13 protein-coding genes and 5 tRNA genes are annotated in these 15,800 nt (G+C 54.3%); 3 read left to right on the plus strand and 15 right to left on the minus strand.

The features are described from left to right. Positions 1–2: 2 nt before the first annotated feature. The 7 genes from DFP90_RS00550 to DFP90_RS00580 form a co-directional block, all read right to left on the minus strand. The gene (locus tag DFP90_RS00550) at positions 3–551 is read right to left on the minus strand and encodes a NuoB/complex I 20 kDa subunit family protein (protein WP_115934483.1); all 549 of its coding nucleotides are present in this window, start codon (positions 549–551) and stop codon (positions 3–5) included. Then, positions 542–907 carry an NADH-quinone oxidoreductase subunit A gene (locus tag DFP90_RS00555; RefSeq protein WP_115934484.1) on the minus strand — a complete coding sequence of 122 codons (366 nt, stop codon included), beginning with the start codon at positions 905–907 and terminating at the stop codon, positions 542–544. Before DFP90_RS00555 ends, DFP90_RS00550 begins: the two co-directional genes overlap by 10 nt. Before the next feature lie 402 nt (positions 908–1,309). Beyond that, positions 1,310–1,386, minus strand: a tRNA-Asp gene (locus DFP90_RS00560). Between the two features lie 32 nt (positions 1,387–1,418). After that, positions 1,419–1,495: transfer RNA gene (locus DFP90_RS00565), tRNA-Asp, on the minus strand. A 476-nt stretch (positions 1,496–1,971) separates the two neighbouring features. Beyond that, a tRNA-Val gene (locus DFP90_RS00570) sits at positions 1,972–2,047 on the minus strand. A gap of 219 nt (positions 2,048–2,266) precedes the next feature. After that, a tRNA-Val gene (locus tag DFP90_RS00575) sits at positions 2,267–2,342 on the minus strand. A 130-nt stretch (positions 2,343–2,472) separates the two neighbouring features. Then, entirely contained in the window at positions 2,473–2,748 is a 276-nt protein-coding gene (locus tag DFP90_RS00580) for an HU family DNA-binding protein (RefSeq protein WP_115934485.1), read from the minus strand. A gap of 29 nt (positions 2,749–2,777) precedes the next feature. Here DFP90_RS00580 and DFP90_RS00585 point away from each other — a divergent pair, with 29 nt between their 5' ends. Next, on the plus strand, positions 2,778–2,993 hold the full coding sequence (locus DFP90_RS00585) for a hypothetical protein (RefSeq protein WP_115934486.1): 216 nt from the start codon (positions 2,778–2,780) through the stop codon (positions 2,991–2,993). Here the strand turns inward: DFP90_RS00585 and lon are convergent. The 7 genes from lon to DFP90_RS00620 form a co-directional block, all read right to left on the minus strand. After that, positions 2,980–5,385, minus strand: coding sequence for an endopeptidase La (gene lon, locus DFP90_RS00590; protein ID WP_115934487.1), 2,406 nt, complete (start codon positions 5,383–5,385; stop codon positions 2,980–2,982). The two genes, DFP90_RS00585 and lon, sit on opposite strands and share 14 nt — an antisense overlap. A gap of 120 nt (positions 5,386–5,505) precedes the next feature. After that, positions 5,506–6,771 (minus strand): ATP-dependent Clp protease ATP-binding subunit ClpX, encoded by a 1,266-nt coding sequence (gene clpX, locus DFP90_RS00595; protein ID WP_115934488.1) that lies wholly within the window; start codon positions 6,769–6,771, stop codon positions 5,506–5,508. A 257-nt stretch (positions 6,772–7,028) separates the two neighbouring features. Beyond that, complete coding sequence (clpP, locus tag DFP90_RS00600; protein WP_115934489.1) at positions 7,029–7,661, minus strand: ATP-dependent Clp endopeptidase proteolytic subunit ClpP; 633 nt, start codon at positions 7,659–7,661, stop codon at positions 7,029–7,031. Positions 7,662–7,809: 148 nt separating this feature from the next. Next, positions 7,810–9,228 carry a trigger factor gene (tig, locus tag DFP90_RS00605; RefSeq protein WP_115934490.1) on the minus strand — a complete coding sequence of 473 codons (1,419 nt, stop codon included), beginning with the start codon at positions 9,226–9,228 and terminating at the stop codon, positions 7,810–7,812. 77 nt (positions 9,229–9,305) lie between these two features. Next, positions 9,306–9,390: transfer RNA gene (locus DFP90_RS00610), tRNA-Leu, on the minus strand. Positions 9,391–9,559: 169 nt separating this feature from the next. Continuing rightward, complete coding sequence (locus DFP90_RS00615; RefSeq protein WP_147300893.1) at positions 9,560–9,808, minus strand: hypothetical protein; 249 nt, start codon at positions 9,806–9,808, stop codon at positions 9,560–9,562. Positions 9,809–10,028: 220 nt separating this feature from the next. Next, positions 10,029–11,519, minus strand: a complete 1,491-nt coding sequence (locus DFP90_RS00620; protein ID WP_115934492.1) for an NAD(P)H-hydrate dehydratase — start codon at positions 11,517–11,519, stop codon at positions 10,029–10,031. A gap of 178 nt (positions 11,520–11,697) precedes the next feature. Between DFP90_RS00620 and DFP90_RS00625 the strand changes: the two genes are divergently transcribed. Further along, entirely contained in the window at positions 11,698–11,901 is a 204-nt protein-coding gene (locus DFP90_RS00625; RefSeq protein ID WP_115934493.1) for a SlyX family protein, read from the plus strand. A gap of 75 nt (positions 11,902–11,976) precedes the next feature. Here DFP90_RS00625 and DFP90_RS00630 read toward each other — a convergent pair whose 3' ends face one another. Next, positions 11,977–14,148 (minus strand): malate synthase G, encoded by a 2,172-nt coding sequence (locus DFP90_RS00630; RefSeq protein WP_115934494.1) that lies wholly within the window; start codon positions 14,146–14,148, stop codon positions 11,977–11,979. A 281-nt stretch (positions 14,149–14,429) separates the two neighbouring features. On the opposite strand from DFP90_RS00630, the gene aptA reads away from it, so the two are divergent. Next, complete coding sequence (gene aptA / locus DFP90_RS00635; protein ID WP_115934495.1) at positions 14,430–15,746, plus strand: omega-aminotransferase AptA; 1,317 nt, start codon at positions 14,430–14,432, stop codon at positions 15,744–15,746. Positions 15,747–15,800 lie beyond the last annotated feature (54 nt).

Below are 15,800 nucleotides of genomic sequence, written 5' to 3' on the forward strand. Positions count from 1 at the left end.
CATCAACGCAGAATGGTGCCGGTACGGCGGATTTTTTTCTGAAGCTGCAAAATGCCATATACCAGGGCCTCAGCCGTCGGCGGGCAACCCGGCACATAGACATCCACAGGAACGATTCGGTCGCAGCCACGAACCACAGAATATGAATAGTGGTAATAGCCGCCGCCATTGGCGCAAGACCCCATGGAAATGACCCAGCGCGGCTCTGCCATCTGGTCATAGACCTTCCGCAGCGCCGGCGCCATTTTATTGGTCAGGGTTCCCGCTACGATCATCACGTCTGACTGACGCGGGGAACCACGCGGCACAACGCCAAAACGGTCAAGGTCATAGCGCGGCATGTAGGCATGGATCATTTCCACGGCACAGCAAGCCAAACCGAAGGTCATCGGCCAAAGCGACCCGGTACGCGCCCAGTTGACCAGCTTATCGAGGTTCGCAACAACAAAACCCTTATCCTGAAGCTCGTCGGTCACTGCCTTAAGAACAGCGTTTTGAGCCTCTCCGGGCTGCAGCGGCGCACCGCCCTGCGGGGTAGTAATCACTCCCATTCCAGCGCTCCTTTCTTCCACTCATAAGCAAACCCGATGGTCAGGATGCCGAGGAAGACAACCATCGACCAGAAACCGAACAGCCCGATATTGCCCAGGCTTACCGCCCAGGGGAACAGGAAGGCCACTTCCAGATCGAAGATGATAAACAAAAGAGTAACCAGGTAGAACCGGACATCAAACCGGGTGCGGGCATCATCGAACGCTTCGAAACCGCACTCATAGGCTGATACTTTTTCGGAATCGGGTTTCTGCCGGGCTAACAGCATGCTGCCAAAAATCATGACAACGGACAGGATAATGGCCAATCCCAGAAAAATCAGGATGGGCAAATATTCCCGTAAGAGCTCTTCCATATTAATGCGCTCCCCTCGAGGATATGAACAGGACCATGCAGACGCATAATAGCCTACATCCTGCATATCCCAATCGAAATGCGGCGCACCAGATGCCCCAAGCACCAGGCAACACCGTCTCTACCTGTGATCCAACTACAACGTTATTAACAGCAGCGATCTATCCTGACCAGACGCGCATGGACGACTTGATGTCGCTAACAGGTGGGTCTGGCGCGAATAGCCGCTCCCATTGACCGCATGTATTAGAGCAATAGCCCTTAAAAGCAAAGGGATAAGTTTGTAAAAATATAGGGAAACCGGCGGTTCTTTGACAGAAAAAAAGCCAAAACGAGAAAAAGCGCCAACAGCATCGGAAGACTTAACCTTCCTTGCCAGGCGCTTTTCTAAAAGCCACTAAAGTGGCGAGAGTGACGAGACTTGAACTCGCGACCTCCGACGTGACAGGCCGGCGCTCTAACCAACTGAGCTACACCCCCACAAAGATCAACAAAAAGCAAACCGGATAGACTGGCGAGAGTGACGAGACTTGAACTCGCGACCTCCGGCGTGACAGGCCGGCGCTCTAACCAACTGAGCTACACCCCCATCTTCGCAGTCTGCTTTCGAAACCCGGAACCCAGTCTCCACCTTTGTTTCGGCTGTGTCCGGTCCTCGTTGACGGAGGGATTTCTACTGCCCAGCCCCCGCCCTGTCAACAACTTCCCGATAGGAATTTTGCGTTTTTATGAAAAAAAAGTCATTTTCCCTTAAAAACAATACCTTAACCAAAATACACAGGCCAACAGCAGTCTTTTCACCCGCTACACTCCCCTCACCTAACAACAACGCCACACCCCGAGAAATTCGCCCGCACCCAACACCAAACCGACACCCAAACCAATCACATCTTCTGCAAAGCATTTGATTCGCACGCCACCCCATAACGAACCGACCACACCAACCAAAAAGTTCCCCCAAGCCTATCAATCCGGACATCTGACAAGATCACAGATCAAAACATCGACCCAAAACAAAAAAAGGCCGGAGAAAACTCTCCGGCCTTTTGCCCCATTCGGGGATGCTGGTGGGCGGTGACGGGCTCGAACCGCCGACCCTCTCGGTGTAAACGAGATGCTCTCCCAGCTGAGCTAACCGCCCGTTGCGACGCAGTGTATAGGCCAGTCCTTCCAACCGATCAATAGGAAAAAGACAAACCGGCCAACTTATTTTCTGATCGGTCCGGGCACACGGGGCGCCTCGAATCGGGACGTCAGGCGAATCACCTCCACCCGCTGACCTCCCCGAACAGACTGACCTGAACAGAACACAAAAAAGGCCGGAGAAAACTCTCCGGCCTTTTGCCCCATTCGGGGATGCTGGTGGGCGGTGACGGGCTCGAACCGCCGACCCTCTCGGTGTAAACGAGATGCTCTCCCAGCTGAGCTAACCGCCCGTTGCGACGCAGTGTATAGGCCAGCCGATCCATTGGATCAACCTGTAAATTCACAAATCGGCAAAAAAAGTGCAAAAAAGAAAACGGCCGCCAAAAGGCGGCCGCTTCCTTCGAAAGAAATGTAAGCGGCTTAACCGTTTACAGCGTCTTTCAGGCCTTTACCAGCCTTGAATTTCGGCTGTTTGGAAGCCGGAATCTGGATTTTCTCGCCGGTACGCGGGTTGCGGCCTTCAGAAGCAGCACGGCTGGCTACGGAGAAGGTACCAAAGCCAACGAGACGAACTTCGTCCCCGCCTTTCAGAGCACCGGTAACGGCGTCAAAAACGGCGTCAACAGCACTGGTAGCGTCTGCTTTGGACAGACCGGATTTGGAAGCAACAGAAGCGACGAGATCATTCTTATTCACGGTAAGACCCCCCTCATAGGATGCGGGTTATGGTTTATGTAACGACAGCGGACGATCCGCTGTATGGCCCGAAGTTTAAGAGCATCCTGAACGGGTCGTCAATTGAAAAACCGCAGTTTTCTGCGCTTTTCCACAGTTTTTTTTATCTTTCTATGATTGACAAAGGCCCCAAACAAGAAACAGACCCCAAAATTGGGGTCTGTTCGAAAGATAATTACAAGGCGTTTGATTTTAATGCGTTGTAACGCCGTTATGCGAATCTGCTTCGTCGCCCTTGGCCGAGACCGCCTCAACCGCTTCCGGATTCCACTCGATCGCTTTCAGTTCCGAAACTAAAGCATGCTTCAAGACTTCCTCCACATTCGCCACCGGAATGATCTCAAGCCCCTGCTTCACATTATCAGGGATATCTTCCAGATCCTTCTCGTTGTCACGCGGAATAAGAACCGTCTTAATTCCGCCGCGCAGCGCCGCAAGAAGCTTTTCCTTCAGACCACCGATCGGCAACACACGGCCACGCAATGTGATCTCGCCGGTCATGGCAACATCCTTGCGAACCTTCACACCAGCCAGGACAGAGACCATGGAGGTGATCATGGCAACACCGGCACTGGGACCATCTTTCGGGGTCGCACCTTCCGGCACATGCACATGGATATCGGTCTTGTCGAAAGCGGTTGGCTCAATACCAAACGACACCGAACGGCTTTTAACAAAGCTTTCCGCCGCAGCAATGGATTCCTGCATCACATCGCCCAGCTTACCAGTCTTGATCACCTTGCCCTTACCCGGCACCAGAACAGATTCGATGGAGAGCAGTTCACCACCAACTTCCGTCCAGGCCAGTCCGGTAACAACGCCTAGCTGGTCCTCTTCATCAATTTCACCGAAGCGGAATTTCCGTACCCCGGCAAATTCATTGAGATTTTCAGGCTTGATCTCGATCTTTTCGCGCCCCTCAACCATAATCTCCTTGATGCCCTTGCGGCAGAGATTGGCAATCTCTCGCTCCAGGCTACGAACACCGGCTTCACGGGTATAATAGCGAATGAGATCCCGAACAGCCTCATCGGAGATAGACCATTCAGTCTCTATAAGGCCGTTTTCCTTCATCTGCTTGCCAATCAAATGGCGCTTGGCAATCTCAACTTTTTCATCCTCGGTGTAACCGGGGATTCGGATGATTTCCATGCGGTCACGCAACGGGCCCGGCATATCAAGCGTATTGGCCGTGGTCACGAACATCACATCAGAGAGGTCATAATCAACCTCGAGATAATGGTCCGCGAAGGTGCTGTTCTGCTCCGGATCCAAAACCTCGAGCAGTGCCGAGGACGGATCACCGCGCCAGTCGGCCCCCAGCTTGTCAATTTCATCCAGCAGGAACATCGGGTTCGAGCTTTTGGCCTTCTTCATGCCCTGGATGACTTTACCCGGCATGGACCCGATATAGGTTCTGCGATGGCCGCGCACTTCCGATTCATCCCGAACACCGCCCAGCGACATCCGGACAAAGTTACGATTGGTGGCCTTGGCGATGGAGCGACCAAGAGAGGTCTTACCAACACCCGGCGGACCAACGAGGCACAGAATCGGCCCCTTCACTTTGCGCATACGCGCCTGCACCGCCAAATATTCGAGAATGCGGTCCTTGACCTTCTCAAGACCATAATGGTCCTGATCCAGGATTTCCTTCGCGATTTTCAGGTCTTTCTTGACCTTGGTGCGCTTTTTCCACGGGATGGATAACATCCAGTCGAGATAGTTGCGTACCACCGTTGCCTCGGCGGACATCGGACTCATCGCCCGCAGCTTTTTCATTTCAGCGGCGACTTTTTCCTTGGCTTCTTTGGAAAGCTTGGTCTTGGCGATCTTCTCTTCGAGCTCCGCCAGTTCGTCCTTGCCTTCTTCGCCCTCGCCCAGCTCCTTCTGAATAGCCTTCATCTGCTCATTCAGATAGTATTCCCGCTGGGTTTTCTCCATCTGGCGCTTGACCCGGCTGCGGATGCGTTTCTCAACCTGCATCACGCTGATCTCACCTTCCATGAAGCTGTAAATCTTCTCCAGCCGGTCCGCGACGGATTCAAGCTCCAGAAGCTCCTGCTTTTCAGCAATCTTCAAGGTGAGATGCTGGGCGATGGTATCGGCCAGTTTCGCCGGATCATCAATCTGATTGATCGAACCCAGGATCTCGGAAGGCACTTTTTTGTTCAGCTTGATATATTGCTCAAACTGGGCAACAGCCGCACGGCTGATCGCTTTGACCTCCGCCTCGCTCTCCACCTGTTCGGGGATCGGCGTTGCATAGGCCTGAAAGAAATCTTCATTACCGGTATATTGTTCGATCAACGCGCGCTGCTGCCCCTCCACCAGCACCTTGACCGTGCCATCGGGCAGCTTCAGCAGTTGCAGAACCGTGCCAATGGTGCCGACGGTATAGATATCCTCTTTGTCCGGATCATCTTCACCGGCATTTTTCTGGGTCACCAACAGGATCTGCTTGTCATCTTTCATGACATCTTCAAGCGCCCGGACCGATTTGTCACGGCCGACAAACAGCGGCACGATCATATGCGGGAAAACCACAATATCCCGAAGCGGCAGGATCGGATAAAGGACACTCTGTGACATATCCATGGTTAGCCTTTCAATTCTTGGGGTCTGGCCGGAAAACTGACGGCCAGCTTCGTCTCTGGTTACGCCTTCCTATATGGGGAGGCATACCAGAGACAAAAAGGGGAATAGGTTACTTATTTTTTACGCGCTGGTCTCGACTTCTTCGCGCCGCTCGGCATAGATATGCAACGGATCGGCACGGCCTTCGACAACCTCACGGTTGATGACGATTTCCTCGACACCCTCAAGGCTCGGCAGTTCATACATGGAATCCAACAGGATTGATTCCATGATGGACCGCAGACCACGAGCACCGGTCTTACGTTCAATGGCTTTGGACGCAACAGACCGCAAAGCATCTTCAGTGAATTCCAACTTCACGTCTTCCATACTGAACAGGCGCTGATACTGTTTCACCAACGCATTGCGCGGTGAGGTCAGAATATCAACCAATGCATCCTCATCCAGATCAGAAAGCGTTGCCAAAACAGGAACACGACCGACAAATTCAGGAATGAGACCAAACTTCAAAAGATCTTCCGGCTCGACATCGCGCAAGATCTCACCAACCTTGCGATCATCCTCCGCCTTCACGTCGGCGCCAAAACCGATGGAGGACCCTTTACCCCGCGAAGCGATGATCTTGTCCAGGCCGGCAAAGGCACCGCCGCAAATGAACAGGATGTTCGTGGTATCCACCTGCAGGAATTCCTGCTGCGGGTGCTTTCGGCCACCTTGCGGCGGAACAGAGGCCACAGTGCCTTCCATGATTTTCAGCAAAGCCTGCTGAACCCCTTCACCGGACACGTCGCGGGTTATAGACGGGTTGTCCGATTTTCGGCTGATCTTGTCCACCTCATCGATATAAACGATCCCGCGCTGCGCACGCTCGACATTATAGTCTGCCGACTGCAGCAGCTTCAGGATGATGTTTTCCACATCCTCACCCACATAACCGGCCTCGGTCAGGGTGGTGGCATCCGCCATGGTGAAGGGCACATCCAAGATGCGCGCCAGGGTCTGCGCCAGGAGGGTCTTGCCGCAACCGGTTGGCCCAACCAGCAGGATATTGGATTTTGCCAGTTCCACGTCATTGCCGCTGCCCTGATGGGCCAGGCGTTTGTAATGGTTGTGGACCGCTACTGCGAGAACGCGCTTGGCGTAATCCTGCCCAATCACATAGTCATCCAGGACTTCCCGGATTTCCTGCGGGCTCGGGACCCCTTCGCTGCTCTTGGAAATGGCTGACTTGCTGTCTTCACGGATAATATCCATACACAATTCAACACATTCATCGCAGATAAATACCGTGGGGCCGGCAATCAGTTTGCGCACTTCATGCTGGCTCTTGCCACAGAAAGAGCAGTAGAGGGTATTTTTACTGTCGCCGCCGCTCGACTTGGTCATGCTGTGCTCTCTCCGAAATTAACTACAGTTTTGCCCCGGTTAACGCATCCGGGGCCTTGTCTGACTTCCGATTATACGGGCCTAGACCGGTCCTACAATCCGAAAAACAACTTCTTTTGCCCTATCTGGGGCGCGATTGGGGAAATACTAGTTCCTAACACCCGATTCTCCCATAAACAGGTAAAGAACACGTAAATCGGCCCCCAGGCTTTCACCCAGGGGCCGATCAACTCAGGTCTCTAGCCGTCTGGGCCGGATCAGGAAGCGCCCTCTTCCGCCAACGGGCGCTTTTCGACAACCTCATCGATCAGGCCAAACTTCTTGGCTTCTTCGGCATCCATGAAGTTATCGCGCTCCATAGCCTCTTCAATGGCTTTGAGCTTTTGACCTGTATGCTCGACATACACCTCATTCAAGCGCGCCCGCATACGAAGAATTTCGCGCGCCTGGATTTCAATATCCGTCGCCTGCCCCTGTGCTCCGCCGGACGGCTGATGGATCATGATTCGGCTGTTCGGCAGCGCAAAGCGCTTGCCCTTGGCACCGGCCGTCAACAGCAAGGACCCCATAGAGGCCGCCTGACCAAGACAAACCGTGGACACTTCCGGACGGATATATTGCATCGTGTCATAGATGGACATCCCCGACGTCACCACCCCACCCGGGGAGTTGATATAAAAAGCGATATCCTTGGACGGATTTTCTGATTCAAGATGCAGCAGCTGGGCACAGATCAGGCTGGCCACATGGTCATCCACACCACCGGTCAGGAACACAATCCGTTCCTTCAGCAGTCGGGAATAGATATCGTAAGAGCGCTCACCGCGGTTGGTCTGTTCCACAACCATGGGAACCAAAGTATTCATATAAAGATCGATCGGATCACGCATCGCCCCAAGGCTCTCCTGTCATTCTGTCTTGGATACTCAAAAAGAAAGTCCCGCACCCGCCACAGCCAGGACGGCCATCAGCACGGTGCGGGACTCAGCATATATGTTTTCCCCCGGAAAAAGCCAGACGGCAAAGGGGAAAAAATAATTAGTCTGCCTTTTTAGCAGCCGTTTTTTTCGCTGCTGCCTTCTTCGAAGCAGCCTTCTTCGCCTTGGTTTTCTTTGCCTTCGGCGCCGGCGCATCTTCCTCGTCCGGGTCCTTCATCAGCTCTTCAACGCTGACTTCGGTATCGGAAATTTTTGCCATTTCCAGCAGGAAGTCGACTACCTTCTCTTCGAAGATCGGCGCCTGCAGGTTAGCGAGAGCTTCCGGATTCTTCTGATAGAATTCAAAGACCTGCGCTTCCTGGCCCGGATATTTCTGGGCTTCCTGAACCATCGCGCGGTTCAGATCGTCCTGGGTGACCTGGATGTTGTTTTTGGTGCCCAGCTCAGAGAGCAACAAGCCCAGAGCAACACGACGTTCCGCGATCTCACGGTATTCCGCTTTCAACTCATCTTCGCCCTTACTGGTTTCCGATTCGTCCAGCTGACCGGCATCACGGGCCTGTTCGAACTGTTTCCAGATCTGTTCAAATTCCTGCTCAACCATGCCGGCAGGAACATCAAATTCATGACCTTCATGCAGAGCGTCGAGCAATTCGCGCTTCAAGCGGGTGCGGCTGACCTGGTTATAGTCGTTTTCCATGCGCTCGCGAACCTGGCCCTTCAACTGGTCCAGATCTTCCAGGCCCAGGCTTTTGGCGAATTCGTCATTGATTTCCTGGTCAACATATTCACGGGTTTCCTTAACGGAAACAGCAAAAACAGCGTCTTTGCCAGCCAGGTCTTCGGAATGATATTCCGCCGGGAAGGTCACTTTCACATCGAGATCGTCACCGGCTTTGGCACCGACCAACTGCTCTTCGAAACCAGGGATGAAGCTGTTGGAACCCAGCTCCAGATGGTGGCCTTCGCCAGCACCGCCCGGGAATTCAACGCCGTCGACACTACCTTTAAAATCGATCACGGCAACGTCACCGGACTTCATCTTGCGGGCCTTGGCAATCGGCTCGGATTTACGGAAATCTTTGGCGATCCGCTCAACGGCTTCCTCGATTTCCTTGTCGTCGACTTTCGCCTTCAAGCGGGTCAGTTCGATTTTGCCGAAATCCATTTCCTTGATTTCCGGCATGCATTCAACACCCATTTTGTAAATGAGGTCTTTGCCTTCATCAAAGCTATCAATTTCGATCTTCGGCTGCATGGCCGGACGCAGTTCGTTCTGGCGCAGAACTTCCTGGCTGGATTCGTTCACGGCAGCTTCCAGCACCTCGCCCATGACGGACTTGCTGAAGCGCTGACGCAGGATGGCCATCGGCACTTTGCCCGGACGGAAACCGGGGATCTTGATGGTGGAGCCGACTTCTTGCAAACGCCCGTCGATCCGCTTGTCAATGTCCGCAGCGGAGATGGTAACGGAATACTCGCGGCTCAGGCCTTCGTTTTTAATTTCGCTAATCTGCATAAGAAAACCTTCGAAAAGGGCTAGTTCATAAACCTGTTACCGGTACAACCTGCGCTATAGAAGCCAAGGGAGTTGATTGGTGCGGTCGGAGAGACTCGAACTCTCACACCTTACGGCACCAGAACCTAAATCTGGCGTGTCTACCAATTCCACCACGACCGCGCATCAAAGCCCTCGCCAAGCCGCGCAAGATCGACCGGAGCGGCGGTTCTATAACACAGGCGACAGGCCAGTCAAAGGTTACATGTGAGATTCAGGCAAAGAAGAGGACGTTTTTGCCGCCCAAAGCGGCAATCCGGGTGGTATATCGGGGCCTGAGACGAAGAATCGTTCAGGACGCCACGCGTTCCTCATACATATCAGCAAAAGTATTCAGCGCCAGGACTCTTGGGCCGTCCACCACACGCGACGCCATGCAGGGTTTTTCAAAAACCACCTCAAAACGCACATGCGGAATACCAAAGGAATCGGAGGCAACAGAAAGAACACGGGCCGTCTCTATGGTCGCATCCGTCCGCTTCCGGCGGAAGGAGGATCCGGCCTTGATATACTCGACAGACTTTCCACGTTTAAAGAACATACCGGGCCGTTCCTGACCTTTATTCTTCAGATGGTCTGCTTGGGTCTTGCCCGACAACGGTACTGAAATATTTGACGTGTAGCCGAACATAACCCACTCCTTAGAGTACTACTGCTTATTGCAGATCGTCAACTTTGGCTCATTAACTTTTAGTCTCAATTCTACACAATAACCGATGGAATCTTAAGCAATACTTAACATAATCTTGAAATAAAACTCGCTACCTATTGATTTCATTCAATATTTTCGGGATCAATGGAGATAGATCTTCAGCGATTAGGCCCGGCCCAGCCAGCTTCCCTGCTCTGCTATGCATCCAGGCGCCGATACTTGCCGACAGCAATGGTTCCCCCGTTTGAGCCAAAATTCCGGCAATGAGCCCCGCCAAAACATCCCCTGTCCCGGCCGTTGCCAAATCCGCCGAAGCCCCCGTATTGACAATGATTTCACCCTCCGGCGAGGCAATAAATGTATTCGCACCTTTCAAGAGGATAACAGCACCGGTTTTTTTTGCTGCAGCCAAGGCCAGCGCCAAATAGTCTTCGCCCCCAAACTCCGGGAACAGACGTTTGAATTCGCCAGCATGAGGGGTGAGCACACAGCCCCCATGAAGATTCTCAAATAAAAGTTCTGAATTTCCTTCAAAAAGACTGAGCGCGTCGGCATCCAAAACTGTTGGCACCTCCCGGCGCAAGGTCGCCAATACCTTTTCCATGCCGCCAAAATCCGTGCCCAGTCCAGGCCCTATCAAACAAGCATTCACCCGTTCATCGGAAATGATTTCGCTGTAACCAAGCGTATCGCGATAGCCCTTGACCACGACACTTTCCAGCGACACCCGATACAATGTGGAGGCTTTTTCGGGGCTGGCCAACAAGACATAGCCCGCACCGGCCCGTTGCGCAGCGCGCGCCGCCAGCCGGGCTGCGCCGGTCATTTCGACACCGGCCGCCATGGCCAGCATCCCACGGGAAAACTTATTGTCCCGCCATCCAGGCCGCGGTAACCGATCCCGCCAAAGCTCCAGATCATTTTCCCACAAGGTCGGGGCGATCTGATCCAGCACCTCCGCTGGAATACCGATATCAGCAACGACGACCTCACCACAGTGCAACGCCCCCGGATAGGTCCGATGCGCTCGCTTTGGCCGAAAAAAAGTCACGGTAAGGTCCGCTGGCCGGGCGGTCCCCAGGATTTCTGTGCTATCACCATGCAAACCACTGGGAACATCAACCGCAACCACCGGCACCTGTCCGATGGCTTCAAGCGTCTCCGCCGCAATCCCCTCAACCGGTTTGGAAAGCCCCGCACCAAAAAGCGCATCCACAACCAACGTTGCCCCATCAAGGATCTCAACCGTCAGAGGGCGCACATCCTCGCCCCACCGCTGTGCCATGGTTGATGCGTCACCACGCAATTGCGACCATTCCCCCAGCAGCCCCACCACCACTTGCCAACCCGCCTCCTTGAGCAGCCTGGCCACCACAAAACCATCCCCACCATTGTTGCCGGGGCCACATAAGATGGCAGCTTTTCCGGACGGCCAGCGCGCCAGGATCTCCCGCGCAATGGCAGCGCCGGCGGCTTCCATCAAGGTCTCTCCGGTAATGCCCCGCGCCATAGCCTCCTGGTCTGCCTGATAACATTGGGCGACAGTCAGTATATTCAAATCTGTTGTATAATCTGGCCAACCGCGTGCGTTGCTGGTCATGGCGTGCGCCTGCCTCTCTAACCGTTACTCTGTGATTTCATGAGTTTATCCTGATATTCTCACACCTTAAACCTCAAACAGACCCGCCCGCAAACTTGCCGGTTGCCATCTTTGCTGCCACGGGCCATATGAAAGCCCGAAGAGCCTCAGTTTCCATCGTCGAAGGGATTGATACATCATGAGTGAGGACCGCCTGAATACCTTGGAGATCCATGTGGCCGAATTGGAACGCACCGTCGCCGACATGAGCGACATGATCTCTGATCAGTGGAAAGTGATTGATGCCTTGAAAGGCCGGGTGAAACTGTTGACCCAGCAGATGGAAGACGCGGAGTTTTCCCAACGCAAAAACCTGCCGGAACCGCCGCCGCCCCATTATTGAGCTTTGAGACTGGAAGTTTGATACAAAAGGCCCCGCACTATCGCGGGGCCTTTGCTTTTGTTCCTCAATCCGGGTTCAAGCAGCCTGTGCCTTTGCACGCAACCGATGCGCATGCAGCAAAGGTTCGGTATAACCGCTTGGCTGCTCCCCTCCCCTGAACACAAGATCACAGGCCGCCTGGAAGGCGATGCTGCCGTCAAAATCGTCAGCCATCGCCCGATAGGCCGGATCCGACGCATTTTGGCGGTCAACCACGGTTGCCATGCGTTTCAGGGTCTCCATAACCTGCTCTTTTGAACAGATCCCATGGTGCAGCCAGTTTGCCATATGCTGACTGGAGATCCTCAAAGTCGCACGGTCCTCCATCAGTCCGACATCATTGATGTCCGGCACTTTGGAACAGCCGACCCCCTGATCAATCCAGCGAACCACATATCCAAGCAGTCCCTGGGCATTGTTATCCAGTTCCGCCTGGATCTCGTCAGCAGACAGCTTCCGATCGCCGAGAAGCGGCACGGTCAGGATATCATCCAGGCTGGCACGGCCACGGCCGGCAATCTGGTCCTGCTCCTCGGCCACATTCACTTTGTGATAGTGAGTCACATGCAAGGTGGCGGCGGTTGGCGACGGTACCCAGGAACAATTTGCCCCGGCCGTCAGATGCGCGATTTTGGTTTCCAGCATCTGAGCCATCTCGTCAGGTTTCGGCCACATGCCCTTGCCGATCTGCGCCCGGCCCTTCAGGCCGCATTCCAGGCCGATATCCACATTCCAGTTTTCATACGCCGCGATCCAGGGCTGGCCTTTGATATCCTCCTTGGGCAGGAACGGCCCTGCTTCCATGGACGTGTGAATCTCGTCGCCGGTCCGATCCAGGAATCCCGTATTGATGAAAACCAGACGCTCGGACACTGCGCGAATGCACTCTTTCAAATTCACTGTAGTGCGGCGTTCTTCATCCATCACGCCGACCTTGATGGTGTTTTTCGCCAGCCTCAGCGCCTGTTCCACGCGCCCGAACAGTTCATTGGTCAAGGCCGCCTCTTCCGGGCCATGCATCTTCGGCTTGACCACATACATGCTGCCCAGCCGACTGTTGGCGTTTACCCCTTCTTTTTTGAAGTCATGGATCGCGCAGGCCGCCGTCACCATCGCATCCATCATACCTTCCGGGATCTCGGACCCGTCCGCCAGCAGAATCGCCGGATTGGTCATCAAATGGCCGACATTGCGGACCAGCAGCAGGCTGCGGCCCGGCAGGACGAGATCACCACCACTGGCTGACTTGTATACGCGATCAGGGTTGAGGGCACGGGTGATAACCTTGCCACCCTTTTCAAAGCTCTCAGACAGATCCCCCTTCATCAGGCCCAACCAGTTGCGATAGACAACCACCTTGTCTTCGGCATCCACGGCTGCAACGGAATCTTCGCAATCCTGGATCGCGGTTAAGGCCGATTCCAGTAATACATCCTTGACCCCGGCGGCCGATTGCGTGCCAATCCGATCGCTTCTGTCGATCTGGATTTCAATATGAAGGCCATTATTCTGAAGCAGGACAGATGTCAGCGTGCCCTCACCTTCATAGCCGACAAATTGGGCCGCATCGGCAAGGCCAGTCACAGTTCCATCCTTCAAGGCAACAATGAGCGTTCCGGATTCCAGGGAATATTCGGTTGCTTCATCATGAGCCCCCTTGGCAAGGGGAACCGCCTGATCCAGAAAAGCCGCAGCCCGCCGGATCACCTCAGCACCGCGTGTTGCATTATAGCTGCTGCCAGGTTCCAAGCCGCCTGATTGCGCAATCGCATCCGTGCCGTAGAGCGCATCATAGAGGCTGCCCCAACGCGCGTTGGCCGCATTCAGGGCAAAACGGGCATTCATCACTGGCACAACCAACTGCGGCCCGGCAACCTCGGCAATTTCCGGATCGACATTTTGAGTGGAGATTTCAAATTTCCCGCCTTCCGGCAAGAGATATCCTATCTCGGTGAGGAAGGCTTTATAGGCGGCCATGTCCTGAACCGGGGCATTTTGGCTGCGATACCAGTCATCCAATTGCTTTTGCAAATGGTCACGCTTTTCCAGCAGGGCATTATTCTTTGGCCCCAGATCCGCAACGATCTGCTCAAGCGCGGCCCAAAACCGTGCCGGCTCTATGCCTGTGCCCGGCAAAATTTCCTGTTCCACAAGATGATGCAAGGGCGCGGCAACCTGAAGGCCGCCAACTTCAATCCGATCGGACATGGTTAATAACTCTCGTTCCACTTGTCAGTTTTCCTGGCATGCCGTCTCTTTGGTTTTTATCGGGGGCATGCCGCGTCTCATTTTGTGATTGCCGCATATTGTAGGCGAAATTCATTGTCACGCAAGCATTGTATGCATTTGTATACCATGATTTTGCTGCACTGCACTTCGCTGGCCAGAGAAAATCCGGAAATCTGGACCAAGCGGGCATATCACGGGCGTGATATAAAGGTTATCAGCTAAAAATTGCCGTCATATGAACGAAGAATAGGAACAGGACTATGCGGAGCGAGACCAACAATCTGGAAGCTTTCTGGATGCCGTTCACGGCCAATCGCCAGTTCAAACAGAAACCGCGCATGCTGGTTGCCGCCGAAGGCATGCATTACACCACCGATGACGGTCGCCAGATTCTGGACGGCACTGCCGGGCTTTGGTGTGTGAATGCCGGCCATAAACGGCCGAAAATTGTTGAAGCCATCCAAAAACAGGCGGCGGAGTTGGATTATGCGCCCGCTTTCCAGATGGGCCACCCGAAAGCCTTTGAGCTGGCTTCCAAGCTGGCCGCTATGGCGCCTCAGGGCATGGATCATGTCTTCTTCACCAATTCCGGTTCCGAATCAGTTGAAACCGCGCTGAAAATCGCGCTGGCCTATCACCGAGCCAGGGGCGATGCCGGCCGAACCCGCCTGATCGGGCGCGAGCGTGGATATCATGGGGTCAATTTCGGCGGCATTTCCGTTGGCGGCATAGTCGCCAACCGCAAAAGCTTCGGCACCCTGCTCACCGGTGTCGACCATATGCGCCACACTCATGACCCGGACCGCAATGCCTTCACCAGAGGCCAGCCGGAACATGGCGCGGAATTTGCCGACGACCTGGAGCGGATCTGCGCCCTGCATGACCCGTCCACCATCGCGGCGGTGATTGTCGAGCCCATGGCCGGCTCCACCGGCGTGCTGATGCCGCCAAAAGGGTATCTGGAACGGCTGCGCGCGATTTGCGACAAACACGGCATCCTACTGATCTTTGATGAGGTCATCACCGGTTTCGGACGCCTGGGCTCTCCCTTTGCCGCCGATCATTTCGGTGTGACGCCGGACCTGATCACCACTGCCAAGGGCCTGACTAACGGAGTCATCCCCATGGGCGCGGTGCTGGCCAAGAAAGAAATTTACGATGCCTTCATGACCGGTCCGGAAAATATGATCGAGCTGTTCCACGGCTATACCTATTCCGGCAACCCGATTGCCTGTGCGACCGCGCTAGCAACCCTGGAAACCTACCAGGAAGAAGGCTTGCTGACCCGGGCGGCGGAATTGGACGGCTATTGGGCGGATGCCCTGCACAGTCTGCGTGACTGTCCCAATGTGATTGATATCCGCAATATGGGCCTCATTGGCGCTATTGAGCTCTCCCCCATCGAGGGTGCACCAACTAAGCGCGCCTTCCAGGCTTTCCTGGACGCTTATGAACAGGGCCTGTTGATCCGCACCACCGGCGACACCATTGCATTGTCGCCGCCGCTGATCATCGAAAAGAGCCATATCGACTTCCTGTTCGACACGCTCCGGAACGTGCTGACGAACCTGGATTGATCTATAGGCAATTAAACAAAAAGCCTCGCCAAATTGGCGAGGCTTTTTACATGT

The sequence above is a fragment of the Aestuariispira insulae genome, from assembly GCF_003385955.1.
Taxonomy (GTDB): Bacteria; Pseudomonadota; Alphaproteobacteria; order UBA8366; family Aestuariispiraceae; genus Aestuariispira; species Aestuariispira insulae.

What these genes read in the sequence shown, in the direction of transcription:
- DFP90_RS00550 (WP_115934483.1), bottom strand. Translation starts at nt 551, where the DNA reads ATGGGAGTGATTACTACCCCGCAGGGCGGTGCGCCGCTGCAGCCCGGA.
- DFP90_RS00555 (WP_115934484.1), bottom strand. Translation starts at nt 907, where the DNA reads ATGGAAGAGCTCTTACGGGAATATTTGCCCATCCTGATTTTTCTGGGA.
- DFP90_RS00585 (WP_115934486.1), top strand. Translation starts at nt 2,778, where the DNA reads ATGGTTTATGTAACGACAGCGGACGATCCGCTGTATGGCCCGAAGTTT.
- lon (WP_115934487.1), bottom strand. Translation starts at nt 5,385, where the DNA reads ATGGATATGTCACAGAGTGTCCTTTATCCGATCCTGCCGCTTCGGGAT.
- clpX (WP_115934488.1), bottom strand. Translation starts at nt 6,771, where the DNA reads ATGACCAAGTCGAGCGGCGGCGACAGTAAAAATACCCTCTACTGCTCT.
- clpP (WP_115934489.1), bottom strand. Translation starts at nt 7,661, where the DNA reads ATGCGTGATCCGATCGATCTTTATATGAATACTTTGGTTCCCATGGTT.
- tig (WP_115934490.1), bottom strand. Translation starts at nt 9,228, where the DNA reads ATGCAGATTAGCGAAATTAAAAACGAAGGCCTGAGCCGCGAGTATTCC.
- DFP90_RS00615 (WP_147300893.1), bottom strand. Translation starts at nt 9,808, where the DNA reads ATGTTCTTTAAACGTGGAAAGTCTGTCGAGTATATCAAGGCCGGATCC.
- DFP90_RS00620 (WP_115934492.1), bottom strand. Translation starts at nt 11,519, where the DNA reads ATGACCAGCAACGCACGCGGTTGGCCAGATTATACAACAGATTTGAAT.
- DFP90_RS00625 (WP_115934493.1), top strand. Translation starts at nt 11,698, where the DNA reads ATGAGTGAGGACCGCCTGAATACCTTGGAGATCCATGTGGCCGAATTG.
- DFP90_RS00630 (WP_115934494.1), bottom strand. Translation starts at nt 14,148, where the DNA reads ATGTCCGATCGGATTGAAGTTGGCGGCCTTCAGGTTGCCGCGCCCTTG.
- aptA (WP_115934495.1), top strand. Translation starts at nt 14,430, where the DNA reads ATGCGGAGCGAGACCAACAATCTGGAAGCTTTCTGGATGCCGTTCACG.